Origin of the sequence: Desulfovibrio sp., assembly GCA_016208105.1 — a bacterium.
In the GTDB taxonomy this organism is placed as follows: domain Bacteria; phylum Desulfobacterota; class Desulfovibrionia; order Desulfovibrionales; family Desulfovibrionaceae; genus Fundidesulfovibrio.
Window position 1 is genome coordinate 137,165 of sequence record JACQYS010000002.1, and the last position, 25,127, is coordinate 162,291.

Below are 25,127 nucleotides of genomic sequence, written 5' to 3' on the forward strand. Positions count from 1 at the left end.
CAGCTGTCAGGATTCTGGAGTTTCCTGGGCAAGCACGGAGTAGTGCCTGACCTCCTGGTCCGGTGTGATCTCAAAATGTGCGTCGTCCGGATAGAGCCTGGCTCTGGTGATATCCTGTCCGGCAAAGGCGACAATGTCTTCGACGGACCGCCAGTACGTCACCAGTGTGATCTCCAGTTCCGGCCCCAGATCTCGCTCCAGTATCTGGTATCCCAGAAATCCAGGGAGAGAGCGGCATTCGCTTACGCCAGTGGCGTCCAGATGTTCAAGAAAGCCGATTCTGTGGCGTATTGGGCAGTGACAGCGCCACTCGCGAGCAATCATTGTCCTGGTCTCGAGACGTGAGAATTCCCAAAGGATAGTGGCGGACCGTCCTGAACAGCCCGAAGGGTTGCGTCATGGCGGATATAGCGAGGCAGATTGAGGGGAGCCTGCTTCACCAGTTCCCTTCGCCCTTGGTGTGTTCGAGGATGTCGTCGTAACGGTGCGTCTTGAACGTGTGGCCTCCTGGTGCCAACTCATACCGGGTAAGCACGCAGCCATCGTCGTCGAACATGTCCAGGTGGCCGTTGTCGCCTTCTTCCATGAGCGCGGCGGCCGCGTCCAGAAACTCCTCCACGTCGGTATGCCGGCCGGCATAGTCGATGTCCAGAATGTTACCGGAAACGCTTACCGCATCGGGAACAAGTGTGCCTGCCAGACGGCTCAGCACTTCGGGCCGGCTCAGGGTCACCTGGCCGTAGAGACGCATGTCAGGTTTGCCGCTCCTCAATGCGTGACTCCAGGGCCCTCGTCCACGATAAGCCGTTTGGCCACGTTCAGGTCATAGAGGAGAAGCGGGTTCGATCCACGGCCGCGCTCTTTGTACATCTCGGCAGCCATTTCGATCTCTTCATAGGGGATCCAGCCATGGCGCTCCCAAACCTCGGGGTAGTCCAGGTTGAACATGCGGAACTCGACGATGCCGAAGCTCTCGCGCACGTACATCCTGATTTTTGAATTCTGGGGCGCCGGATAGTAGTAGATACCGCGTTCGTCTTTCATGGGCGGTTCCATAAAAGCAAAAGAGGCCCGGACGCAAGCCCAGGCCCCTTGGCAAGTTGATTGGAAGCTCAGCTTTTGTTCATCTCGTCGATGAGCTTCTGGAGCTGCTGGGCCAACACAGCCAGGTCTGAGACCGCCTTTGCCGAATGGTTCATGCCGTCAGAGGTTTCCGAAGTCACGCGGCGGATATCATCCACAGCCCGGTTGATCTCCTCGCTGGCCGCGGATTGCTCTTCGGCAGCGGTGGCAATGGAACGCACCTGGTCTGATGTGTTAACGACCAGCTCGACAATGTGGGTGAGTGCCTCACCCGACTGGTTGGCCAATTCGGTGGCTTGGTCGATGGATGTGCTGGCCGCTTCCACGCTCTTGATGTTCTCTCTGGCGCCGGTCTGGATGGAGCCGATGACCTCGCCCACCTCCTTGGTGGCGTTCATGGTCTTCTCAGCCAGTTTGCGTACCTCGTCCGCAACCACCGCAAAACCTCGACCCGCCTCTCCCGCGCGTGCGGCCTCAATGGCCGCGTTCAGGGCCAACAGGTTGGTCTGGTCAGCGATGTCGGAGATCACGTCCAGGATTCTGTTGATATCGTCGGCCTGCTTGCCGAGCGCGGTCATCTGGGCCTTGAGCTGGTGGGCCTGCTCGTAGACCTGCTTGATGGCAGCCACGGACTGGGCAACGATGTCTGAGCCCTTCTGGGCTTCCCTGCGTGCGGCCTCGGCCGATTCCGCCGCGTTGGAGGAATTCTTGGCAACCTCAAGCACCGTGGCGTTCATCTCCTCCATGGAGGTCGCGGTCTCTTCAGTGCGCTGGTTTTGGATTTCAGCACCCCGGTTGACTTCCTCAACCTGGGCGGAGAGGGCCTCGGAAGCAAGCGCCACCTGGCGGGCGATTTCAGCGGAATCCCCTGCAACGTGGGACATCTTGGTGAGCAGCCCGGATACCCTTGCCTCCTGGGCTTGCGCTTCGTTCATTGCCGCTTCGGCGGCTTTTTTCTGTTCTTCAGCTTCCTTGGACTTGCTTACCGCCTCGGCCATCTTTTCCCGGAGTTTGCCCACCATGGAAGCGATGGAATCCTTCAATACGAGCAACTCAGCCGTGAAGGTCCCCTTGGGCTGTGCTTCCAAATCGCCCTTGGCCACTGAACCCGCAAAATCTTGAATATTGGTGAGGGGGCGGAGGATCCCATTACTGATGACCCACCAAGCTGCCAAGAGAAGGACGCAAAGGACACCGGCAATGGTGACGCTCGCCCAAATGGCTGCGTTGAAGGTCTCCTTCTTTGCCGCGTCCAAAGAAGAAATAATCTCGAATGCTCCATGCACTTCGCCGACCTTCCAGCCCTCCTTTGTGCCGCCCAAAGGATCCTTCTCTCCCTTCGGGTCGCCGTGGCAGTAGAGGCATTCCTTGGTCAGCCGGATGGCCCGGAAATAGCGGATTTGATCAGACTCACGGATGACCATTTCCTCGAGGTTCTTCGCTTCCAGTTCCTTTAATACCTTCCTTTCCAACTCAGTGGGCTCGTTCTTGGGGTTGCGAGGAAATTCCTTGGGCACCCTGAACTGGTATCCCAGTTTTGTCGCGTTGGACTGGGCCATGTTGATGGCCGTGATAACTGGAACGGCCTCGATAAGGTTGGCCTTGGGAATTTGATCGAAGGGGCGGATGACCCCGAGCTCAAGCTTTTTTGACATCTCGTTGCGGGCGGCTTCCGCCAAGACGCATATGGACCGCGCTTCGTGAATCTCGCCATCCACCACGGCGGAAGAAATGTAGCTGACTTCCTGGAAAAACATGACAACGGCAAGCACAACCGGGCCGGCTATGGCGATGAGAAAGATTTTCCACTTGATGCTCATGGGCGGGCTCCACGGGTTCGATGAGGTTTGTGAAGAACATCAAGTCGGCCATTTGCTATTGTTATACTTTCTGCTGCGTTTCCTTTTTAAGGTCAAGTCCTGATAGCGAATAATGCTTGGACAGCTGCTCGAGCGGATTCGGCCCAGGAGAACGCTTTGGCGCGTGCAAGACCCTTCGTACGCATGGCGCCTCTGAGGGAGGCGTCGCTGGCCACTCTCTCCATGGCCCGAGCCATCTCCTCTGGATTTGTGGGGTCTTTGAGGTAGAGACAGGCCTCTCCTCCCACTTCTGGAAGGCTGGCCGCATCGGCCGTGATCACCGGGCACCCGCAGGACATGGCCTCAAGCACTGGCAAGCCGAATCCTTCATACAGACTGGGATAGATGAGAGCCAGCGCGTCCGAGTACAGCCCGGCCAAATGCTCCTCAGGCACGTAGCCAAGCTCGATCACTCGCCCAGCTGAGGTCTCTTCCCGGGACCAGCCGCTCCATCCGGCCAGGACCAGGGGGATGTCCAAAGAGCTTTGGGCCAAGGCCTTTGGGATGACCTGCGGGTTCTTGCGGGGATCGTTGGTCCCCAGGAAGAGGAAGTACGGCTCCCCCGGAGCGAGCCCCGGAATGTGGCTGGTGCCTGGACAGGGAGTGAACTGCCCGGGCTCGATGGCATTGTATGTCAAATCCACCAGGGAGGGAGCTATGCCCAAGACGTCCGACATTTCACGGCGCGTGAACTCTGATACGGCGAAGAACCGCGAAACCTGCTTCAGTCGGCGCTGAAAAAAAAGATTGAAATAGAGTACGCGTTCTTTGGGGTGGTGTTGGGGATAACGGATAAGGGAGAGGTCGTGCACCGTGAACACGGTTTTGACGTTCTTTGGAGCTTTGAAAGGGAAAAAAGCAGCTTCGTGATAAACATCAAATCCTTTGGCTGCTTGGTAGAATGTCCATTCACGCTGGGCATGCACGGCCAGTCGCGCGGCGAGCCCGGCCAGGGGAGGAAGCTTCCAGAGTATTTTGGTCAGGCGGGAACGGCCAGCCACGCTGGCGGCTGGTAATGGCATTTTGTCCTGGACGCGGGCGCCGTCGAAGTATCCGATCTCGAGCTCGGACCCGAAGGAGTCCTCCACATGCGTATACAAGCAGCGCAGGTAACGGCCTATGCCGGTATTCACGCCGGTCAGCGGCACCGCGTTGACTATGAGCTTGAGTTTGCGGGGCATGGGACCCTAAACCTTTCTGTGCTAACTCCAGGAGATCAATCTGAGAACGTGCCAGCCAAGTTAGAGATTCACAGAGAGATGATGTTCAACAACATAGAAAACTTCAGACATTGAGCTCTTCAATCATGCAATGCATCTTTCTCTTGAATTCGGCCTCGTCAAACTTCGCGGCCCTGTCCTCACAGGCCTGACGCATGGAGAGCGCCAATTCCGGGGTCATGGAAGCCACTGCCTGGGCCACGTCATCAGGTCTTGGGTTGGGCTGTATCAAGATACCGGTTTTATTATCTAGAACCGTTTCAAGAAGCCCACCCTCAGCTACGCCGATCACCGGCTTTCCTGCGGCCATGGACTCAACCGGCGAGATCCCGAAATCCTCATCACGCGGTATGTAAATGGTCGCCAGGCACGTTCCGGTAAGTTGCCGCAGTACCTCGGGGCTAACCCACCCCCGCACTTCGATGTTGGGAGAAGCTGCGGCCATGGCTCGGACTCTCTCCAGTTCGCTGCCGCCGGATACCACAATCAGGCGTTTGTCCGGCATACCGAGAAATGCCTCCACGATGGTTTCAACCCGTTTGAGCCTGTCCACCCGGGCTGTGGACAGATAGAACCCCTGCTGACCCTGCCAGGTGTAATCGGCGGTACGCACCGGAGGGGGGACGATCACCGAGTCCAATTGCAGGTAACGGCCAAGGCGGTGGGCCACGTTCTGGGAGTTGGAAACAATAAGGTCCATGGCTCTGGCTGCCTTGGCAAAGGCCCGCTCGAATGCCCAGAGAAAAGCTTGGTAGGCAATCCGTTTTGCCGGAGGCTGGCTTTGCAGGTAGAATTCGCGCTGGTCGTAGAGTATGCGGGGAGGGGTGTGGCAGTAGAGTATTTTCTTGCCAGATATGCGCCGGTGGGCCATGGGGGCCAGCGATCCGCTGAAGATGGCGTAGGGAGCAGATGATTTGGGGAATTCGGAGAAGCACTTCCAGAAACAGCCTGTTTCGGACCAGCGGGCCAGGTCCGGGTGGCGCTCCCTGGCGCGCATGTCCATGGGGGGGCGGTCAGCGAAGAAACCGGGAGGAAAGGCCGCCTGATTGAATTGGGCGGTCCAGAGTATGCCCCCGCTGAGTTCGGCCAGGGATTGGGCGACCTTTTCTCCTCCGCCGGGAAAGGCGAAGGCGTCGTGTAAAATGAGGGGGCTATGGCGCATTGGCGTTCGCGTTTTTTTGGGATAGAAGCGGCTGGTCGTTGTGAATATCCATGGTGCCAGGCCCTGGCAACCCATTTTCATCGAAACCCGAACCTCCGATAATCCCATTATGAATGTTCTTGTGGCCAATCTGGCCGGTGTCAAGGTCGAAGCCGACGGCTCCGTGAAGCACTACATAAAGGCCGGCTCCCGCTGGCCTATGACCATAGGCCGTTCCCGCTCGGTCGACTATTATCCTTTCCCGTTCTGGCTCGCGTACACTTCGGCGCTCCTCAAGCGAGACACCAAGGCCAGCGTCCAAGGTCTGGACGGCGTTGTGCTGGACATGACCGGCGATGAATTGCTTGCCGAAATCATTTCCCGCAAGCCGAACCTCCTGGTCGTCGAACTGGCCTCCCTGACTTTGGGCGAAGACCTGGATTTTCTCACCCGGGTCAAAGCCGCCACCGGCTGCAAGGTGGCGGTCTGCGGCAACTACGCGACTGTCATGCACCAACAACTCGTCCGCGACAATGCCTGCATCGACTTCGCGATGCGCGGCGAATACGAAATGGCTGTGCGAGATATGGTGTTGGCTCTCATGGACGGTGGTCCGCTCTCCGAAGTCCTTGGAATCACTTGGCGCGATCAGGCGGGCACAGTTGTGGAGAACCAGGCCAGACCCCTGCTCTCCAACCTGGACGAACTCCCCTTTCCTGACCGCGACGACTTTCCGGCCACGATCTACCCGGATTTCACCCTGTACAGCCCCTGCATCAACATTCTTTCCAGCCGGGGCTGCCCGTGCGGTTGCGTGTACTGTCAGGAACGCCACGTCATGTACGCTTCGCCCAAGTACCGGGCGCGTAGCGCATCGTCCGTGGTGGATGAGATGGAGTACTGTCAGCAGCGCTTCGGAGCACGCCAGTTCTACTTTGACGACCAGAGTTTCGTGGTTAAGAAAAAGCATGTCATGGAAATCTGCGGGGAGATTATCCGCCGCGGGCTCAATGTCCCCTGGACGGTGATGGGCGACGCCATGTTCGTGGACCGTGAGATGCTCGAGGCCATGGCCAAGGCCGGTTGCATCGGCATGAAATTCGGCGTGGAATCTGCGGACCAGGGCATCCTCAAGGCCATCGGCAAACCCCTGGACCTGGAAAGGGCCAAGCAGGTGGCCAGATGGTGCAAGGAACTGGGCATCAGGACCCATGCCACCTTCTGCCTGGGCCTGCCTGGCGAGACCGTGGAGACCATCAAGAAATCCATGGCCTACATGGAAGAGCTGGAAGTGGATACGGCCCAGGTGTCCAAAGCCGTTCCGTACCCAGGCACCCCCATGTACGAGTGGGCCATGAAAAACGGATACCTGACCACCACCGACCTCGGCCGCTTCGACGGCATGGGAACCTCCATCATCAGTTATCCCGGCCTCGATAACGAGGAGATTGACCGGTGGTGCGGCATCTTCTCCCGCAGGGTGGCCCGCAAGAAAGTACTGAAGTATCTTTTTGAGCCAGGTCAGAGCTTTTCCATCATGGCCGAGATGGTTCGGCGCAAAGGCCTGCTGAGCCTGCTCAAGTCCCTCTATACGTTTGTGAGGCGGGCTTTCTGATGACATCCTGGGTGGTCGGGGTTTTCGCCGTAGGGATTTTGGCGGCCCTGGCGGCTACCCCCCTGGCCGCGAGGTTCGGCCGGGCGTTCGGATTCATGGACGCCCCCCAGGGACGCAAAATACACACCCACCCAATCCCTCGCTGCGGAGGGCTGGCCCTGGTGGTCTCTTTCTTCGTGGCCGCCGCAGTGGCCTGGCTTCCCGAACTTCCCAGGCATGGGCGTCTCATCGACCCGTCGCACGTCTGGGCGGTGTTTGGCGGAGGTGTGTTCATCTTTTTGGTTGGCTTGGTGGACGACCGCAAGCCATTGCCCGCCAAGGTCAAGTTTCTGGCCCAGGTGGCGGCCGCCAGCATCTGCTATTTCGGCGGGGTGAGGATCGAATCCTTCAGTCTGGGCAGCTTCATTACTGTGGATTTCGAGCTGTTCTCCTACGTGCTCACCGTCTTCTGGTTCGTGCTCTTCATAAACGCCATCAATCTGATCGACGGTCTGGATGGTTTGGCCGCAGGCGTGGCTTTCTTCGTGTGCGCGGTACAGGCCGTGCTGGCCACCATGCGCGCGGAGAGCCTGCCCGCAATGTATTTCGCGGCCCTTGGCGGGGCATCGCTCGGCTTCCTGCGCTACAACTTCAACCCCGCTTCCATCTTTCTGGGTGATGGGGGAAGTTATTTCCTGGGGTACATGGTGGCCGCGCTCTCCATCTTGACCTCGGCCAAGTCCCAGGTCGGGGCCACGATTCTCATGCCCATTCTGGCCTTCGGCGTGCCCCTCTTGGATACCGTCACTTCGCCGCTTCGCCGCTTCGTGCGTGGCAAGAAGATGTTCGAGCCGGACCGAGAGCACGTCCATCACAATCTTATCGCCAAAGGGTGGTCCCAGCGCAAAACCGTGATGTTCATTTACGCGGTCACGGCATTCCTCGCGATCATGTCTGTCCTCATCGTCAACATGCGCGACATCCCGGCCGGACTGTTCATCCTCCTTCTGGGCGGTGCGCTCATCCTGTTTGTACGCAAGGCGGGCTATTTCAGCTTTTTCGCCCTGGACAAGATCGTAGGCTGGATCAGGGACATCTCTGACGAGGCCGGGGTGAGCCACGGCCGGCGTACCTTCTTGAACCTGCAGATAGAGATATCCCAGTCCACCACTCTGGAACAGATGTGGGAGAATGTATGCGAGGCTCTGGATCAGCTTGGTTTCGATCTGGGAGAAATGACCCTGGCGGAGAAACATGGGTCAAATACGGCTGAAGCCTCTCCTGGACCCAGTGCTGCGGATGCCTGCCGGCCTGGTGCGTGTTTCGAATGGACCCGCCAGGATCTCGACCGGGACAAACGAGGCTACCTGTCCCAGAGGTCTTTATTGAAGATCGAGCTGCCCCTTATGGACAAGCAGGGAGCGCACCTGGGCACCCTGTGGCTGGTGAAGAATCTCTCCAACACGACTGTTTCGGACTTCACCCTGCGCCGGGTGGAACAATTGCGCAGAACCGTGGTCTCCACCCTTGAGAAGATCTGGGGTCTGGTGTGAACCGGCTTACGGAGCGTTCGTCCTGATGCGCGTTTTGCATCTGGGCAAGTATTACCCCCCCGTCCAAGGCGGAGTGGAAACGGTAACCTTCCAGGTGGCCGAGGGAATGACCAAGCGCGGGGTCAGAAGCGACATACTCTGTTTCAACCCTGGCGGGCCTACCGTGTCTGAGCAATGGAACGGCTACACGGTCACCCGTGCGGACACCCCCAGAGTGGCTTTTTCCACCCCATTGTCCATGGACTTTATACGGCTTCTGCGAAAAGCCGCCCCGGCTTACGACATCCTCCACCTGCACTGCCCCAACCCCATGGCCGCCCTGGCACTGCGCCTGGTGAACCCTGGAGCCAAGGTAGTGCTTCATTGGCACAGCGACGTCATCCGCCAGAAGTATATCAACAAGGCCTACCGGCTCTTTTTCGGCAACTGGCTGGCGAACCGGGCGGACGCGGTCATCGGGGCAACCGGGGCCCACGTGGAGGTCTCGGAATATGCCGCGGCATTCGCAGGCAAGGCGCACATAATACCCTTCTGCCTGGACCCCGAACCTTACGCGCCTGGAACGGTCGATCAGGACATCCTGGCCCGCTTGCGGGAAGAACACGTTGGCAAAAAGGCAGTATTCGCCCTTGGCAGGCTCATTTCCTACAAGGGATTCGACGTGCTCATCCAGGCTGCAACGAGGTTGCCCGGCGACTGGGTAGTGCTCATTGGCGGGTCCGGCCCCATGGAGCCACAGTTGCGGGAGCTTGTCGAAGCCAAAGGGCTCACAGGGAAGGTCCATTTGGTAGGGAAAATTCCTCAGGAAGCATTGTCCGCCTACTACCATTTCTGCAGGGTGTTCTGCCTCCCCTCAATAACCCGGGCCGAAATGTACGGCATGGTCCAACTGGAGGCCATGGCCTGCGGCCGCCCGGTGGTGTCCACCCGCATTCCCGGCTCCGGCGTTCCCCTGGTCAACGCGCATGGGGTCACTGGCCTGACGGTACCCCCAGGGGATTCGTCCGCCTTGGCCAATGCTGTCATGGAGATCGACGCGGATCAGGCACTCTGGGAGCGCATGAGCGCGAATGGACTTCTGGCCGTACGAACCCGGTTTTCTCCGGATGCGATGCTGGATGGGGTCGGCAGGGTCTACAGGGCGCTGACGTCAGCCTAGGAGCTTCATCCCGTGCTCTTTGAGCAGGGCGTACAGCCTTGAACGTGACATCCCGGAGATGCGGCATGCCTCCTGGGGCCTGCCACCGGACTGATCAAGAAGCTGCTCGAGGTAGAGTCTGTCCATGGCCTGGCGGTATACCTTGAGCCGGGGCAGAGGCTTGCGCGGTTCGTCCGGGCTCTGGAGCGGATCCGGTACATCCTTCTCCCTCACTTGCCCCCTGGCCACATGGACCCGGATGTGCACCGGCAGATGCACCGGGTGCAGTTCAGGTTCTTCCAGGGCAAGCGTCACCATCCCCTCCACCACGTTCTGCAGCTCCCGGATGTTTCCCGGCCAGTTGTAGGCGGCGAGCGCCGCTTCCACTGACGAGGACATCCGTTTGGGAGGCACGGACAGATGCGAGCAGGACTGGCCGATGAAATGCTTTGCAAAAGCGAGCACATCATCGGCGTGTTCGCGAAGTGGCGGCAGGTTGATGACCATGCCCCGCAGGCGGAACAAAAGGTCTTCCCTGAAAAGGCCGTTCAGGGTCATGTCGTCCAGGTCCCGATGGGTGGCGGCCACCAGCCTGAAGTCGCAATGGCGCTCGGTTTTGCCGCCAACGGGCCGGACGGTTCGCTCCTGGAGGGTTCTCAGGAAGGTCTTCTGTACGGACAGGGGAAGCTCTCCCACTTCGTCCAGGAAGAGGGTGCCGCCATGCGCCTGGAGAATCAAGCCTTCCCGTGGTCTGTCCGCCCCGGTATATGCTCCCCGCTCATTTCCGAAAAGCACACTCTCCGAGATGGTGGAGGGCAGGGCGGCGCAGTCCAGAGCGATAAAGGGCCCCTGCTTTCTCCGGGAGTTCTCGTGTATGGCCTGGGCGATGAGTTCCTTGCCGGTGCCGGTTTCTCCGGTGAGGAGAATGTTGGCGTCGCTGCGGGCGGCCTTGGCCGCTTGCTCCAGTGAGGCTGCCCGGCCAGGATGCCCACCCGCGATGCCGCGCCAGATGAATTGTTCGTCGGGTGGCCTCGGGCGCGAACCCCGGTAGTTCATGGCCGAGAGCAAGGGGCCGGTCATGGCCTGGAGGGTGGGGGGTTTTTCGATATAGTCCCAGGCTCCCTTGCGCATGGCCGCCTCGGCGCCGTCGGGGTCGCCCCACCCGGTGATGACGATCACCTCGGGGCGGCTGGGCGCTCCCTGCAGATCGCTGATTGAATCCAGGCCGTTGCCGTCGGGCAGGCGGACATCCAAAAAGACCACGTCGAAATCACCAGTTCGTGCCTTCTCGATTCCTTCTGTGAGGGTAGCGGCCCCCACGGAAGAGTGCCCGAGGCGTTCCACCACGCGGCTCAGGGCGTCCCTGATGGGAAGGTCGTCGTCTATGATAAGAACGCTGCCCACGTCATTGCCTGCTAGAAAGCCTGGGTAAGTTTGCGCAGGATCTCCGTGAGGGCCCGCGTGTCTGCGTGTCCAAGTGTTGCTGCCAGTTCGCGGGTGAGGCCCAGATGGAGCTTGTGGTGCTCTTCGTAGAAAGCCTGTCCGCGCTGTGTGAGTTCGACCAGCACGGATCGCCGGTCGGATTCATTGGGTGCCCTGGCCACCAACCCTCTCTTTTCCAGGCGATCCACCGTCACCGTGAGGGTGCCGGTGGTCACGCCCATTTTGGCGGCCAGTTCCTTCATGCGCAGGGAAGGGTGCTGGCCAAGAATCTCCAATGTATGCATCTGGGGCAAGGTCAGGGTACTGCCCCGGACCACGGCGTGTTCCCAGGAGGAGAGCTTTTCGTAAAATTCGATGATCAGGGTGCTTAAACCCTCAAGTTCGTCCATGTTTTTTGTTTAGCCCTTGTGGCCTGGCTTGGCAATCAGGCCTGGCTTTCTAGGGGGCTGGGAACGGTGTGCACCTCCACGGTAATGCGCTCAAGCCCTGCCACGCCAGCGAGCAACCCTTTGTAATGCGCGGGATGCCTTGGAGTCGGATCTTCAACAGTCAGTTGCACGGCTATGCTCCGGGGGCCAACCCTCCAGGCGGCCAAGTCTCGCACGAGAGTGTCGCCGTTTTTTTCCACACGCGCTCGCATGTCCGCGAGCAATGACCTGTCGACACTATGATCCAGGAGCACCTTGGCAGTGTTGGCAAGGAGCCCGTAAGCCCAACGGCCGACCACCAGCGAGCCTGCCACGCCCATGAGAGGGTCAAGCCAGACGTACCCGAAGTAACGCCCGCCGAGCAGGGCTATGATCGCCAGGATGGAAGTCAAGGCGTCGGCCAGAACATGCAGGTATGCCGCCTTGAGGTTGTGGTCCTGGGAGTGCAGGTGGTCCTCATCCCGCAGAAGCCAGGCGCTGGCCAGATTGACCAAGAGTCCGAGAACGGCCACGACCGTTGCCTGAGTGAACTCAATGGTCACAGGCGATACAAGGCGCATGACCGATTCAAACCCCATGAAAACGGCAACCAGCCCAAGGCCAATGGAAGAAGCGAATCCAGCCAGGGCGTTCACCTTGCCAGAGCCGAATACCAACTCCGGATTGTTCTTCTGTTTCCTGGCGAACGCGTATGCGAACCAGGCCACGGCCATTGCGCCCGCATGGCTGGCCATATGCCAGCCGTCGGCCAGAAGCGCCATGGAACCGTACGCCCACCCCGCGACTATTTCAGCTGCCATGGTTATTACCGTAAGCCAGAAGACACATTTGGCGCCTCGCTCGCCATGATGGTCATGGCCATGCGTGCAGCATCCGTTGGTATGAGTATGGTCGAGCATTCAAGTCTCTCTATGTTTGAATTTCAAATTGTTTGAACATCAAAGCAGTAATGCCGGTTGCTTTGAATGTCAAACTTTATGAACGCTTGTTTTTTGAAAAGGCATGACGAACACGCGGATTTGGGCTAATGAGAAACCAGCTTTTCAAACAAGGAGATCGCCATGAGCGAAAGAAAAGGAATAGTCACAATATTTGGTAACCCCCTGACCCTCTTGGGGGATGCCGTAACCGTAGGACAGAAGGCTCCTGACTTCGTGGCCCTGGACAATGATCTCAACCCCAAGGCTCTCGCGGACTTCGCGGGCAAGGTGCTTATCATCGCGGCGGTGCCCTCACTGGACACCCCGGTCTGTGACGTGGAAACCCGACGCTTCAACACGGAAGGGTCCAAGATCGGAGAGAACGTGCACATACTCACTGTGAGCATGGACCTCCCGTTCGCGCAGAAACGTTGGTGCGCCGCTGCCGGTATAGACCGTTTGACGACCCTTTCCGATCATCGTGACGCGTCATTCGGCAACAACTGGGGCGTCCTCATCAAGGAACTGCGGCTTTTGGCCCGGTCCGTGTTTGTGGTGGGCAAGGATGGTCTGGTGAAATACATGGAGATTGTGCCTGAGGTGACGAGCGAGCCGGATTACGACGCCGCTTTGTCAGCGGCCAAGGCTCTGGTTTAAATCCCCAGGGAAACGCATGTTCGAGCGCCGGGCGGTTTTCGTCCGGCGCTTTTGCGTTTTCCAGGCAGCATATTTCCTAGCCCTTTACACCCGGCGGTGGATCGTCGTCGGGGGGGATAAAGGGGGTGGCCTTGGCCGGGGAATAGGAGCGGGCTTCAGGCAGATACTTGATGATGGTCTGGATTCGGTTGTCGCCTGCCGGATGGGTGGACAAGAATTCAGGTGGTTTAGAGCCCCCGGCTTTGCGCATGTTCTGCCAAAAGCCCACGGCTGCTTCAGGATCGTAGCCAGCCTTGGCCATGAGAATAAGCCCAATGCGGTCAGCTTCGTATTCCTGGTCACGGCTGTGAGGCAGGGCGTAGCCTACTTGCGCGCCAATTCCGTACACCCTGGAAAAAGCCTGCCCCAGGGCGGGCGATTCCGATCCTATCACCGTTGCCACGGCAGCTCCAGGCAGGGCGATGGCGAGTTGCTGGCTCAGCCTTTCTGTGCCGTGCCGGGCCAGGGCGTGGGCCACCTCATGGCCGATGACAGCGGCAAGCTGATCCTCGTTGCGGGCATATTGGAAGATTCCCGAGTAGACGAAGATGATGCCCCCGGGAAGACAGAAGGCGTTAGGTTCTTTTTTCTCGATGACGTGAAATTCCCACTGGGCTCGGGGCATGTTGGCGACAGAGGCGATGGCCCTGCCCACACGATTTACGGCAGCGATCTTGGCCTGATCCTGGGACGCGCGTTCCGAACGCACCACCTGGTTGGCTGCCTTGCGACCCAAGGCAAGCTCCTCCTGGGCTCCCACAAAGTTGAGTTGGCTGCGCCCGGTGTAGGGAACCGTGGAGCATGCCGCCGCCAGGGCAATCGCCAGTGCTGCCAAAATCCAGGGTATGTTTAGGGGAGGGATCATGCAGGAGCCTCTCTGAAAGCATCGTGAAGGATCATGCCCACTCCACGATAAGCAATGCGAATGTCAGGTCAAGAGGGGGACGAAGAACAAATCGCGGAGTACCTTCTGAAGCGAATAAGGGAACGTCCTCCTGCGATTGGGGCGGCTAAACAGGGGCTTGGCGCGAAATTGTGTACGTACAAACATAACCAGGAAAGCGTAACTTGACGAAAAGGTTCGGCCGGTACATATATAAATAAAAACGAGATGGTGCCGCCATGAAAAGAGCTGTCCCGCAGACTCCGGTGAAGGGTTTCACTGCAGATGTCATTTTGTCGCGCATCATGACCGCGACGAACATACGTTCGCAGTCCGAACTGGCCCGGGTTTTGGGCATCGGACGTCAAGCCATCACGGACGCCAAGAAACGCTCCCATATCCCCGCCGACTGGTATCTGTATTTGTGCCGGAACTATGGGCTCAACCCCCAGTGGCTGGAATCAGGCATGGGGTCCATGTACGTGTCCGGGCAGAAGTCCCCGTCCGTCAGCAACAGGCCGTCTGTTCCGGGCTCGACGCCCGAAGAGTTCTCCTATGTTCCCAAGGTTCGCGCCCGCTTGTCCGCCGGCGGCGGGAGCCTTGTGGTGGATGAACATATCGATTCCTACTACGCGTTTCGCCACGCCTGGCTCAGGCGCAAGGGCCAAATCAGCCACATGCGTCTCATGGGAGTATCCGGCGATTCAATGGAGCCGATCCTGCGTGACGAGGACGTTGTTCTCATCGACCTCTCCCAGACCGAAATCTACACGGGCAAGATCTACGCGGTGGGAATCGACGAGGAGATTGTGGTCAAACGGCTGGACAAGAAACCTGGCAAGATCGTGCTGGTGAGCGACAACCGTCAGTTCTATCCCCCCCTGGAAATATCGCTCGATGAGAGCGCCAACGTTCGGGTGCTTGGGCGTGTTATCTGGATGGGACGGGAAGTCTTGTAATCATTCGTTCATTTGCCGTGGGCAGGCAAAGGGCGTACACGGGCGCACATGGACCGCACCCGGCCAGTGTTCGCCTGGGCCATGTACGACTTCGCCAATTCCGCCTACGTCACTACGGTGGCCACGGCCCTCTTGCCTGCGTACTTTGCTGCGGTTGTGGCAAAGAACGGACTGTCTGTTGGGCAGACAGTCATTCCGGCGGTCAGCCTGTGGGGGTATGCGGTCAGCCTGGCAGCCTTGCTGGTGTTCATAGCGGCTCCGGTCATGGGAGCCATGGCCGACAAGGGCGGGTTGAGGAAGCGCTTCCTGGTGCTCACCTGCCTGGCCGGAAGTGCCAGCACCGTGCTGGTAAGCCTGTCCGGGCCAGGTGACGTCTTCTGGACCCTGGGGTTTTTCATCTGCGCCCATGTGGCCTTCAACGCGGGCAACACGTTCTACGACGCCTTTCTTCCAGACATCGCCCCTCCCAGTGAGCGCGACCGCGTCTCCAGCCTTGGCTACGCATATGGCTATGCTGGCGGTGGCTTGCAGTTGGCTTTGGCCCTGGGTCTGGTGGAGGGACACCAATGGCTGGGCCTTGGCCAACGCGAGGCCGTGCAGGTGGGCATGGCCCTGGCAGGATTGTGGTGGCTTGGTTTCGCCCTGATCACCTTCAATGGACTAAAAGAATCTTCCGTAACAGCCCCGGAAAGGCAAGCCTGGGCGGCATTGGCGGTTCAGGGTTTCAAGGGAGCCTGGGAGGCGGTGTGCAAGGTGCGCCAGTCTCCGAACACTTTCCGTTTTCTTCTTGCGTACATACTCTATAACGACGGCGTTCAGACCGTGATCAGCATGGCCACAATCTATGGCAAGGAAGAGGTCGGCCTTTCCGAGGGCGTCCTGGTGCTGACGCTTCTGGGCATTCAGGCCGTGGCCTTGGGAGGGGCCATGGCGTTCTCCTGGCTGGCGCGCCGGTTCGGGGCGAAACAGGCGCTTATGCTCTCGCTTGTGGGTTGGGTCGGGATTGCGGTGTATGGAAGAACGATCACCACCGCCGGAGAATATTTCGGCCTTGGCGTGGCGGTGGGCCTGGTTCTTGGGGGAGCACAGGCCTTGTCGCGTTCGATATACAGCCAGCTTGTTCCCAAGAACGAACCCGCCCTGTATTTCGGTTTTTTCTCGGTTCTCACCAAACTCTCGGCCGTGCTCGGCCCGCTGCTGTTTGCAGTGGTGAGCCAGACCACTGGTTCCGCGCGGCCCGCCGTGCTTGCCTTGGTTGGTTTTTTCGTGGCAGGCCTCATTTTGCTTGCTCGCGTGCGTTTAGAGAACACTGATGCGTGAAGTCCTTTTTCTTACGACCATGGCCATGTGCTTATGGAGCCAGGCCTGGGCCCAGTCCGAGGGTATCAAGCCAGATGCCCGCGTTGTGTTTGCCGGTGAGATGGGCAAAGCCGGATCTCGGGAGATTCAGGCCCGTCCTGGCGTGCGGTTCGGCCTGGAACTCGTATTTGAAGGCGCTCCCAAAGGGACTTTGGTTGTCCTGGAAGCGAAGCTCCTATCCCCGGCCACTGATGGCCTCCCCCCGATACGCTGGTTGGTTGCGGCGAAATCAGGCGCGCCAGCACAGATCGCCTGGGAGTTTGCCTACGACTGGGAGGTGGACCCCGGGGCCTGGACCATGAAGGTTTTTCACGAAGAAAAAGAATTGGTGTCAGTACCCTTCACCGTCGTCAGGGCTGTGTCCCCGCCACAGGCGGTGCCGGGCAGCGAGGGAACTCAGGAGCGCAAGGGGGCTGGGCAAATCAAACCAAGCACCCCGCCACTTTCGCATTCACAGCGTGTGGTGGGTGGAAAGCCGGACCGCCCTGTGTACGCTCTTATGGCTGGCGCCTATTCGGAAGAGGCGCGGGCCTTGCGGGCGGCGTCCGGGCTCAAGGCCCGGGGTGTTGCCCCATGCCTGCGCGTGGACATTAAGAACGGCAAAAAACTGTGGCATGTGGTGGTCGGGTGGCGGGACTCTCCGGAAGCAGCGCGCAAGGCCAAAGCGGAATTGCTTCCCGTGCTGGGTGAAATATTCGTGCAACCCATGAGCGCGGGAGAGCTGGAAACAGGACTGACGTGCAAGTAACGGAAACCGAGACAGGCTATCGCCCGGTACGGTTCTGGCGCAACTTTTCGGCCACGGTCATCACGGCCAGGGAATAGAGATCGGAGTGATTGTAGGCGTAGATCACCGTTCTTTGCTGGTCGTAGTTCATGCCGGATTTCCAGCCGTGAGCCACGAGATAGTTTGCGATGCTGGGGATGGCATCCATGGGGGCAAAAAGGTCCACCCTGCCGTCGCCGTCGCCATCCACGCCAAATCGCAGGGCATTGGTGGGCATGAACTGGCAGATGCCTATGGCGCCGTAGATAGAACCCGGGATCGTCAAGGGGCTTATGCTGGAGGCCCTGGTATGGAGGATAAGGGCTTTTAATTCCTGGTAAGCCCATTCGGCCCTGTCTTTGGCGCTTGAATCCGCGTAGAAAGCGCGCTCTGGATTTTGGCCGATGGATTTGAGGTAGGGTCTGATGACCTCCAGGGAGTTGCTGGCGGCCATGCTGGCCAGCACCTGAAAAGCCTGATCCTTGCCCAGGTAGGAGCCGAGCTTTGTCTCCACCAGGAGCAGGGCCACGATGATGTCCTGGGGTACGCCGTACTTAGCTTCGGCCCTGGTAAGGTATTCCTGGTTGGCCCGAGCGTAGTCGTTGGCCCAGGCCAGCACCCAGGGTTTGAGGTAATAGGCGTAGTTGCTCTGCTGCAAAGTACGCTTGGAGGGCGGTGGTTGCGGTTCGAACTGCTTGCGGACCATACGCTCAACCTTGTGGGCCATGATTGAGGGATCGAAAAAAACGGCCGGATCGTTGAAGTATGCTTCCACCGCGTCCCTGGGGATGCCTTCCCTGACAAGACGCTCAACCAGAGGCCGCCAGACATCGGTCTGGGCGTACGATGCACAGCTGGCCGAAAGGACTGTAAGCACGGCCAGCGCGGCAAGGATATGTTTCACAGTGTTCATTCGAGGCCATTATGGCCCAGGCGTCCCCGGCTGTCCACCAGGGGCTTGCCGGTTGGAGATGTGGGGACTATCATTACAGTCAAATGACTCGTTTTTTTTTACGCTGCCTGCCTCTCCTCCTGTTGCTCGCTCTTGCCGGGTGCTCTCTGTTTGAACCCGAGCCCGTAGAGAGGAAAATTCCGCCCAAGGCCACGGTGACAGACACCGCACGCAGCCAGATAGGCACTCCCTACCGCGCCGGCGGCGACAACCCGCGTACAGGCTTCGACTGCTCAGGGTTGGTGCAGTGGTGCTACAGCGTGCATGGTTACTCCCTTCCCAGGCGCACCGAGGATATGCTTTCCGTGGGTGTGCCCGTGGACAGGGAGAATCTCATCCCCGGCGATCTGGTGTTCTTCAATGTCGCGCGCAAGCGCTGGGGGCTGCATGTGGGCATGTATTCAGGCAAGGGACGTTTCATCCACAGCCCGACGCCCGGCTCAAAGGTGCGCGAGGAGAGTCTGTACGAACGCTACTGGCTACGCACATATATAGGTGCACGGCGGGTTCTTAAGGCGCAGTAGTCCCTGTGAACGTGTATCTGTTCTCTTGGTTGCAACTGTGAGGCCGAGCTTGGCCAGGTAGGCATTCCCAGGCCGCAGGGTGCGAACAGGCCCCGCAGCCCTTCTGGCTACAGCCTGTCCATGGGAAATGAAGCGTAGAATTCTTCCCAATCCTCATCGAGCATGTCTTTAAATTGGGAAAGGGGGAAGGACTGGCCGCAGGACCTGCAGCGCACCACGGCCTGTGTTCAGAGACGGGACGGGTAGACGCTCCCGCCGCAAGAGGGGCAATTCGGGGTCTTTGCCCTGGAGCCGGAAGAAAAGAAAAACATGAGACTCACTTTGATTTGCAGGGCGCTTGGCGGTCATGCGGCAGCGAGAGCGGCCAAGACAGCCTGATTCCTGTTTTTTTGCCCTTTCGCTTGACGAAAGGGTCTGAAGGCATTTTATAGTATGCATGAATCCGTGTTTTGGGCAGGGGTGTAGGTAGTCAATTGCCTTAAAAAAGGCTAGAGTAGTATACGTACCGGAAGCAAAATGACGGATCCGGCCCGGTGAAAGGACAGAGCGCATGCGAGACGATTGGGGTTCCACTGGCGTACCAGAGGAAAATCATAAACTGCCACTCATAAACAAGGTCCACAGCCTCATTGCTCAGGACATTGCTTTGGTGCAGGGTCTTCGCTTGCGTGGGTTCTCCGAACGCCAGGTGGCTCTGGGCTTCAGGCAGTCAGTGAAGCTAAGCCGCCCCCCCGAAGTCGACGTGGGGGCTCTCATGGACCTCGGGTCCTAATTCCACCCCCATCCTATGCAAGACTGGAAATCCCAAAAGAGCGAGGCCCTCGCACGGGCCAAGCGTATAGTTGTGAAGGTCGGAAGCGCTGTTCTCACCTCGGGAAATGGCGTGGACATGGGCGTCATCAAGAGCCTGGCCAAGGACATTGCCTCCCTCCACAAACAAGGCCGGGACATCCTGCTGGTTACGAGCGGGGCTGTCGCAGCTGGTCGTGCGGTGATCCGCCAGGCCGAGCTGGACGGCCTCCCGGACCGCCAGGCCGCCTCCGCCGTGGGGCAAAGCCGGCTCATGCACGCCTACGACCAGGTGTTCGATGAGTTCGGAATCATCACCGCGCAGCTTTTGCTCACCCGTGACGATCTGGAAGGACGTGAGCGCTATCTGAACGTGCGCAACACCCTGCGGACGCTACTTGGATGGAGGTGCCTGCCGGTAGTCAACGAGAACGACACCGTGGCCGTCCAAGAGCTGGTTTACGGCGACAACGATTGTCTGGCCTCGCTGCTTGTGGGCGTTGTAGGGGCGGACCTGTTCGTGAATCTTACCTCCGCCAAGGGCGTGTACACCGAAAATCCTCTGGAGAACCCCAACGCGGGCTGCCACCCCTGCCTGGAGGACATCGCCGGGCTTGATCTTGAGGCAATGTGCAAGGGCAAGACATCCAGCGGCACCGGAGGGATGCATTCCAAGCTCCTGGCAGCCAGGCGCGCGGCCCAACTCGGCGTGCCCACGCTCATTGTTTCCGGGCGCGAACCGGACAGGTTGAGCCGGGTGTTCGCGGGCGAAGACCTGGGCACCTGGATAGCCCCCGAAGGCAAACCCATCTCCCGGCGCAAGTTCTGGTTGGCCTATACTGCCGAACCTAGAGGCGGGCTGTGGATAGATCCGGGCGCGGCTCATGCCTTGCGCCAGGGCGGCAAAAGCCTTCTTCCTGCAGGAATTGTGAGGGTGGAAGGGGACTTCGAGAAAGGAGCCTCGGTACGCATTCTCGATTACCAAGGGCAGACCGTTGGTGTCGGGTTGGCCAACTACGATTCAGAAGAGCTCAAAAAAATCATGGGGCTCAAATCTAGCAAGATAGCCCAAGTTCTGGGGCAGGCCTCGTATCCAGAGGCTGTCCACCGCGACAACATGGTTCTGGACGCTGCCCTCTAAGAGCTTGGAAAAGCCCGGGACCTTGTTTTCAAAAAGATTTCATCTCCCGCGATCCCTTGTCTTGCGAAGGCAGGAAGGACCTCCAGGCGCGGCGCCATTGTCGAGCACGAAGTGTGCGACACGTTGCTGTGGATCATGCCCAAGTCATACTGCGGTCGTTCTCGAGAAGATGATTACCCGGCTTCTCCCTCCGTGAGCGCTTCACGGCAGACCTGCCTCCAGGTCTCCAGACGTCCGGCCACGCCCGCGTTGCTCAAATATTCCATATCCATGATGTGCTTGGCGTAGTCGGGGTTGATGACCACGAGTTCGTGCTCCAGAACATTGGCCACATGCACGGCGGTCAGAACTGACATCCCCGTGACCCCCTGGGCCTGTGGCTCATGGTGAAAGACCACGGCTTCGAGCACACTGTCCGAAAGCCCCCACAAGCCGAGCAGGTAGGCGCCCGCCTGGGGATGACCGGCGCCGAGCTCCCGGGTTTCAACCAGGTCAATGGGAACGTTTTCGTTCCTGGCCGTTTCCACAACCCGCAGATAGTCGGCCGTGAGTTTGTCAGCCAGGACAAACTTCCCCAGATCATGGAGCATCCCGGCAATGTAGCTGTCGTCTTGAGCTTCCGGGGACAGCCCTTCCAGCATGGCTATGCGTCGGGCCAGGCGGGCCGTGGCCAGGCTGTGCTCCCAGAGCTTTGGAAAGGAAAAAGAGGGGATTTTCCTGGTGTCGAAAATTTTTAAAAGCTGCAGCCCGACCACCAGACCCTTGATGGTTTCCATTCCGAGCAGGGTCACGGCCTGGTCCAGGCTTCGCACCTTCACCCTGGGACCGAAAAATGAGGAATTCACCAGCTTGAGAATGTCCGCGCTCAAGGCAACGTCCTTGGCGATAACGGCGGATATGGCCTCCACCGGTGCGGACTCGTCATCGAGCACCTTCAGCAGCGCCTCGTAGATGGCGGGCTGGGCGGGCAAGGAGTCGATCTTGCCGATGATGGATTTTATCTCGTGTGAGAGGATCATGTCCCGCAGACAGCAGCCCCGCTCGATCACTTTGATTAACTGGTCGGCCGAGACCGGCTTGGTCAGGAATTGATGCGCTTCAGGCACGGAGCGCAGGATGCTTCGTTGGTTTGATTCACCGGAGAGAACCAGGCGCATCATCCAGGGGTATTGCTTTCTCACTGTTCGCAGGAGGCGGCGTCCATCCATGCCTGGCATGCGCATGTCGGCCACGATCACGTCGTGGCGCTGACTGGAAAGCAGGTTTAAAGCTTCGTCCCCGGAGCGCAGAAAATTCATCTCCCAGCGGTCCTGTGCGCCCCAGAGCATGCGACGAATGGATGTGAGGAGCTGCTGGTCGTCATCAACGAAGAGAATGCGTTTTTTCATGCGTGATGCTCCTGTCCCAAAGGGAAGCGCAGGATGAAGGATGTGCCTTCACCCGGGGTGGATTCAAGATCGATGGTGCCTCCGTGCCGCTCCACCACGGAATGCACGATGGCCAGGCCCTGCCCCGTCCCCTTGCCGACTTCTTTCGTGGTGAAGAAGGGGTCGAAGATCCGGCTGGTGTTTTCCGGCGGTATGCCGGTGCCCGTGTCGCTTACCCGAATGGTCAGTGAATCGGCGTCGGAGGAAGTGCTCACAGTGAGAAGTCCCTTTTGACCGGTTCCTTTGTATTTGTCGCTTATGGCATGGGCCGCGTTCACCACGAGGTTGAGGATGACTTGGTTGAAATCACCGGGGAAGCAGAAGAGAAGCGGCGAAGTCGGGTCGAGCTCGGTCTTCATGTCGGCGGTGTACTTCCATTCATTGCGAGTGATGGTCAGGGTCGATTCGATGGCCTTGTTCACGTCCAGCAGACGTTTTTCCGCAACATCAGGGTGCGAGAATCTCTTCATGGCGCCGACGATGACAGCCACACGCTCCACACCAGATATAGAGTCGGAGATGGACCCCGGTATTTCAGAGAGCAACTCTTCGTACCTGGCATGGTCTTTCGCCTGGGCAAGCCCCTGGAGTTCCTCTGCCAGGGCGGGGTCGATGCTCGCGGACTTGGCCAGGGAGTCGTAGCGGGCCAGAATATCCGTGAGGCTGACGAATGCGTCCCGGAGGAAACCAAGATTGCCGCTGACGTATTGAATGGGCGTGTTGATCTCGTGGGCGATTCCTGACGCCAGCTGTCCGATGGATTCAAGCTTCTGGGCTAGTCCAAGTTGACGCTCCAAGGCCTTCTTCTCACTGATATCGAAGAGGACCTCGAAGATGTAGGTTTTGCCCATGATGGAGGCCGAAAGAACGGTTCTGCTGATCGGCACCAGCCTGCCGTCGGGGAGTTCCAGCAAGAATTCACCGCTGGCGAACGTGCTGGACCCGTTGAAGACGGCCTGGAGCATGTCGGTGCGTGCGTCCAGAGGACGCACGTTCGCTCCAAACAGTTCCCGGTGTGGCTTGCCAATCCAGTGTCTTGCGGAAATGGAGAAAAGTGACTCGGCCACCGGGTTCAAATCCAGGATGGCGAAGGTGATGGCATCTATGGTGAAAGTGGCGGCCTTGATGCCAGTCAGCAGGATTTGCAGCTTCTCCTCTTTGTCCCTGGCTTCAATCTCGGCCTGTCTCGTTTGTTGAATTTTCTCCCGCAATCGAAGCTCCGAGGCGGTTCTTTCAGCAGCGCTGACATCGCTCATGGTGAACAAGCGCAGGGTTGTGAAAAAATACATCCCCAAGAGGACAGTGATGACCAAACCTGCCCCAAGGGCGATCCAGGGGCGCCATGTGAGGCGGGAGGCAAGAAAATCTGGAGTGGACTCGAAGCACAACTCCCAGGATCTTTGACCGACAACGAGAGGCCGTTTCAGCTCGAATTTCCTGGCAGGCAGTAAGTGCCAACCTTGAGTATCCCTGGAATCGGGTGGTGAGGGCGAGGAGTAAAAAGGTCTGTCGCTGTGGGAGCCACCGTTGTCCTCCAGCCAGACTTTTATCTCATCGTTTTGGACGCCCTCCAAGGCGTATTCGAATATCGTGTCCATACGGTACACTCCCAGGGAGAATCCCAGGAGGTTCTGCCGTCTCTCTTCCTGCGTGCCGGTTGGGGCATCCTTGAAATACACCGGATAAAAAATGAGGAGGCCGTTCCTGATGTCATTGCCCTGGACAAGCGATACTCTGCTGCTGGCCACGGCCTCTCCGGTATCGCGAGCTTTTGAGAGTGCTTCCAGCCGTTCCGGCTGCGATCCGAGATCGAATCCGAGGGCAGGTTCGTTGCCGGCCAGGGGTTCCACATAGAGCACAGGGAAGTATTCGGGTCTTCGGTCCGCGACGATAAGGCCGCCTTCGGTGGTCCTCTGGGTGAAGGAGAAGGCCTTGAATCCTTCACTTCGGACTTCTGCCTCAAGCATGGCCCTTTGCCTGTCTGGAACGCGGGGGATGTACTCCAGGGCCTGCAGACCCACTCGTCCGGTCATTGCCCCGCGGGCAAAGGCCGAAAATCTTCCCCGGGAGATATGGTCGGAACTGTTGAACAGGGAGCCAAGGAGCTTGACGACCTCGACATCCGTATCCAACTGGCGTTGCATGACGTCAGTTATATGCTGTGTCATCCTGTCAAAGTCCGCCTGGGAACTCTGCATCTCGCTCTCCCAGCCAAGAACGGCTGCGAACACGGAGAGCGCGCCAACGAGCGCAACCACGCTAGACGCAATGACCAACCGCCGCATGGGAAAGCCGGCTCGGGGCATGGCGGGGCCGGCTGAAGAGTTCTTTTCCCCTGGGGGATCCTGCTCCATGTCTTCTTTCTCAATTGGCCGGGCAACCCTGCATGGGCATGGCCGGCTGGAAGGTTTCGCTCACCTCTTAGGAGCATGAGAAAGTTCGGCCAGGCCAATGAACCTGGTGGGCATGGCCGTGAACACATTACTCCCGCTTCCAACATTCCCGGTACGGGTGCAGGATGGCAGGGATTACTTCCAATCTACACTCCATGGTTGAAAAGGACAACAATGGCTGGAATCAGTCTCGCAATCGGACCCTTTCCAGTGTGGCAGAGTGACTGAGCGAGAATGAACAGGATTGATCTTTGATACCGTGATCTGTGGTTTCCTGTCGGAGCATCAGGGCGGGTGATCTGGTCATGCTTTTAAGGTGGAAACTGTGGGTCCTGAAGAGGCGATGAATGTGAGGTCGGGTCTGGCAGGGTCGACGAAGAGGGTACGGCATGCCAAGCCTAGGTGAATATGGCTCAAAATAGTACAGTCACTTTAGTATGTTGAAAGACATTTTCAAAAAAAACGAAAAAGCGCTTGACCCTGGAGCTGGTTCCACATAGATACGCCCTCCCGACGGCGTGAAGCGCCAGAGGGGAGCGGGGACCCGGAAAGAATTTTAAAAAAAGTTGTTGACGGCCCCATCAGGAACAACTAAAGATCGTTCCTCGCGCCGACGGAAAGCAAACTTCGGCGCACCGCGCAAGCGACCAAGATCTTTGACAATTAAATAGCGAGTCGGGTAATTTCTGAATTAGCCATACCCTTCTGGTTTAGGCCAGATGGGTTTCAGCAGACAAGGATTTCAAACTGGAGAGTTTGATCCTGGCTCAGATTGAACGCTGGCGACGTGCTTAACACATGCAAGTCGTGCGAGAAAGTAGACTTCGGTCTATGAGTAGAGCGGCGCACGGGTGAGTAA

At 58.7% G+C, this 25,127-nt stretch carries 23 protein-coding genes and 1 rRNA gene; 11 read left to right on the forward strand and 13 right to left on the reverse strand.

Going from position 1 to position 25,127, the window contains the following annotated elements; translation table 11 throughout:
- Positions 1 to 6 precede the first annotated feature (6 nt).
- The 6 genes from HY795_01425 to HY795_01450 form a co-directional block, all read right to left on the reverse strand.
- Positions 7 to 324, reverse strand: a complete 318-nt coding sequence (locus HY795_01425; protein MBI4803875.1) for an antibiotic biosynthesis monooxygenase — start codon at positions 322 to 324, stop codon at positions 7 to 9.
- 112 nt (positions 325 to 436) lie between these two features.
- Positions 437 to 751 (reverse strand): hypothetical protein, encoded by a 315-nt coding sequence (locus HY795_01430; protein MBI4803876.1) that lies wholly within the window; start codon positions 749 to 751, stop codon positions 437 to 439.
- Between the two features lie 17 nt (positions 752 to 768).
- The gene (locus HY795_01435; GenBank protein MBI4803877.1) at positions 769 to 1,044 is read right to left on the reverse strand and encodes a hypothetical protein; all 276 of its coding nucleotides are present in this window, start codon (positions 1,042 to 1,044) and stop codon (positions 769 to 771) included.
- Between the two features lie 68 nt (positions 1,045 to 1,112).
- Positions 1,113 to 2,903 (reverse strand): DUF3365 domain-containing protein, encoded by a 1,791-nt coding sequence (locus tag HY795_01440; GenBank protein ID MBI4803878.1) that lies wholly within the window; start codon positions 2,901 to 2,903, stop codon positions 1,113 to 1,115.
- A gap of 92 nt (positions 2,904 to 2,995) precedes the next feature.
- On the reverse strand, positions 2,996 to 4,123 hold the full coding sequence (locus HY795_01445) for a glycosyltransferase family 4 protein (GenBank protein MBI4803879.1): 1,128 nt from the start codon (positions 4,121 to 4,123) through the stop codon (positions 2,996 to 2,998).
- A 103-nt stretch (positions 4,124 to 4,226) separates the two neighbouring features.
- The gene (locus HY795_01450; protein ID MBI4803880.1) at positions 4,227 to 5,324 is read right to left on the reverse strand and encodes a glycosyltransferase; all 1,098 of its coding nucleotides are present in this window, start codon (positions 5,322 to 5,324) and stop codon (positions 4,227 to 4,229) included.
- A 109-nt stretch (positions 5,325 to 5,433) separates the two neighbouring features.
- Here HY795_01450 and HY795_01455 point away from each other — a divergent pair, with 109 nt between their 5' ends.
- Genes HY795_01455 through HY795_01465 form a run of 3 tightly spaced genes read left to right on the forward strand, consistent with a single transcriptional unit; the run spans position 5,434 to position 9,609 of the window.
- A complete protein-coding gene (locus HY795_01455; GenBank protein ID MBI4803881.1) occupies positions 5,434 to 6,918 on the forward strand; it encodes a radical SAM protein in 1,485 nt (494 codons plus the stop codon).
- Positions 6,918 to 8,450 (forward strand): undecaprenyl/decaprenyl-phosphate alpha-N-acetylglucosaminyl 1-phosphate transferase, encoded by a 1,533-nt coding sequence (locus HY795_01460; protein MBI4803882.1) that lies wholly within the window; start codon positions 6,918 to 6,920, stop codon positions 8,448 to 8,450. Before HY795_01455 ends, HY795_01460 begins: the two co-directional genes overlap by 1 nt.
- 25 nt (positions 8,451 to 8,475) lie before the next feature.
- Positions 8,476 to 9,609, forward strand: coding sequence for a glycosyltransferase (locus tag HY795_01465; GenBank protein ID MBI4803883.1), 1,134 nt, complete (start codon positions 8,476 to 8,478; stop codon positions 9,607 to 9,609).
- Here the strand turns inward: HY795_01465 and HY795_01470 are convergent.
- From HY795_01470 to HY795_01480, 3 genes are read right to left on the reverse strand one after another with little or no spacing between them, the layout of a single operon-like run.
- Complete coding sequence (locus HY795_01470) at positions 9,601 to 10,992, reverse strand: sigma-54-dependent Fis family transcriptional regulator (protein MBI4803884.1); 1,392 nt, start codon at positions 10,990 to 10,992, stop codon at positions 9,601 to 9,603. The genes HY795_01465 and HY795_01470 overlap by 9 nt on opposite strands.
- 11 nt (positions 10,993 to 11,003) lie before the next feature.
- Positions 11,004 to 11,420, reverse strand: a complete 417-nt coding sequence (locus HY795_01475) for a MarR family transcriptional regulator (GenBank protein ID MBI4803885.1) — start codon at positions 11,418 to 11,420, stop codon at positions 11,004 to 11,006.
- A 35-nt stretch (positions 11,421 to 11,455) separates the two neighbouring features.
- Entirely contained in the window at positions 11,456 to 12,358 is a 903-nt protein-coding gene (locus HY795_01480; protein ID MBI4803886.1) for a cation transporter, read from the reverse strand.
- 162 nt (positions 12,359 to 12,520) lie between these two features.
- Between HY795_01480 and tpx the strand changes: the two genes are divergently transcribed.
- Entirely contained in the window at positions 12,521 to 13,036 is a 516-nt protein-coding gene (tpx, locus tag HY795_01485; protein ID MBI4803887.1) for a thiol peroxidase, read from the forward strand.
- A gap of 76 nt (positions 13,037 to 13,112) precedes the next feature.
- Here tpx and HY795_01490 read toward each other — a convergent pair whose 3' ends face one another.
- A complete protein-coding gene (locus HY795_01490) occupies positions 13,113 to 13,940 on the reverse strand; it encodes a M48 family metallopeptidase (protein ID MBI4803888.1) in 828 nt (275 codons plus the stop codon).
- A gap of 257 nt (positions 13,941 to 14,197) precedes the next feature.
- On the opposite strand from HY795_01490, the gene HY795_01495 reads away from it, so the two are divergent.
- From HY795_01495 to HY795_01505, 3 genes are read left to right on the forward strand one after another with little or no spacing between them, the layout of a single operon-like run.
- Positions 14,198 to 14,917, forward strand: a complete 720-nt coding sequence (locus HY795_01495; protein ID MBI4803889.1) for a helix-turn-helix transcriptional regulator — start codon at positions 14,198 to 14,200, stop codon at positions 14,915 to 14,917.
- Between the two features lie 48 nt (positions 14,918 to 14,965).
- Entirely contained in the window at positions 14,966 to 16,237 is a 1,272-nt protein-coding gene (locus HY795_01500) for an MFS transporter (protein MBI4803890.1), read from the forward strand.
- Entirely contained in the window at positions 16,230 to 17,024 is a 795-nt protein-coding gene (locus HY795_01505) for a DUF3859 domain-containing protein (protein MBI4803891.1), read from the forward strand. The genes HY795_01500 and HY795_01505 overlap by 8 nt, the downstream gene beginning before the upstream one ends.
- 16 nt (positions 17,025 to 17,040) lie before the next feature.
- On the opposite strand, the gene HY795_01510 is transcribed toward HY795_01505, so the two are convergent.
- On the reverse strand, positions 17,041 to 17,955 hold the full coding sequence (locus tag HY795_01510; protein ID MBI4803892.1) for a lytic murein transglycosylase: 915 nt from the start codon (positions 17,953 to 17,955) through the stop codon (positions 17,041 to 17,043).
- Positions 17,956 to 18,038: 83 nt separating this feature from the next.
- Here HY795_01510 and HY795_01515 point away from each other — a divergent pair, with 83 nt between their 5' ends.
- The 3 genes from HY795_01515 to proB all read left to right on the forward strand — a co-directional run bounded on the left by HY795_01515 (position 18,039) and on the right by proB (position 20,448).
- A complete protein-coding gene (locus tag HY795_01515; GenBank protein ID MBI4803893.1) occupies positions 18,039 to 18,518 on the forward strand; it encodes a C40 family peptidase in 480 nt (159 codons plus the stop codon).
- A 550-nt stretch (positions 18,519 to 19,068) separates the two neighbouring features.
- On the forward strand, positions 19,069 to 19,290 hold the full coding sequence (locus tag HY795_01520) for a hypothetical protein (protein MBI4803894.1): 222 nt from the start codon (positions 19,069 to 19,071) through the stop codon (positions 19,288 to 19,290).
- Between the two features lie 15 nt (positions 19,291 to 19,305).
- A complete protein-coding gene (gene proB, locus HY795_01525; protein MBI4803895.1) occupies positions 19,306 to 20,448 on the forward strand; it encodes a glutamate 5-kinase in 1,143 nt (380 codons plus the stop codon).
- A 173-nt stretch (positions 20,449 to 20,621) separates the two neighbouring features.
- On the opposite strand, the gene HY795_01530 is transcribed toward proB, so the two are convergent.
- Positions 20,622 to 21,836, reverse strand: coding sequence for an HDOD domain-containing protein (locus HY795_01530; GenBank protein MBI4803896.1), 1,215 nt, complete (start codon positions 21,834 to 21,836; stop codon positions 20,622 to 20,624).
- Positions 21,833 to 24,229: a CHASE domain-containing protein gene (locus HY795_01535; protein ID MBI4803897.1), complete on the reverse strand. Its 2,397-nt coding sequence runs from the start codon at positions 24,227 to 24,229 to the stop codon at positions 21,833 to 21,835. The genes HY795_01530 and HY795_01535 overlap by 4 nt, the downstream gene beginning before the upstream one ends.
- A 783-nt stretch (positions 24,230 to 25,012) precedes the next feature.
- Here HY795_01535 and HY795_01540 point away from each other — a divergent pair.
- Positions 25,013 to 25,127, forward strand: a 16S ribosomal RNA gene (locus tag HY795_01540); the annotation flags it as partial.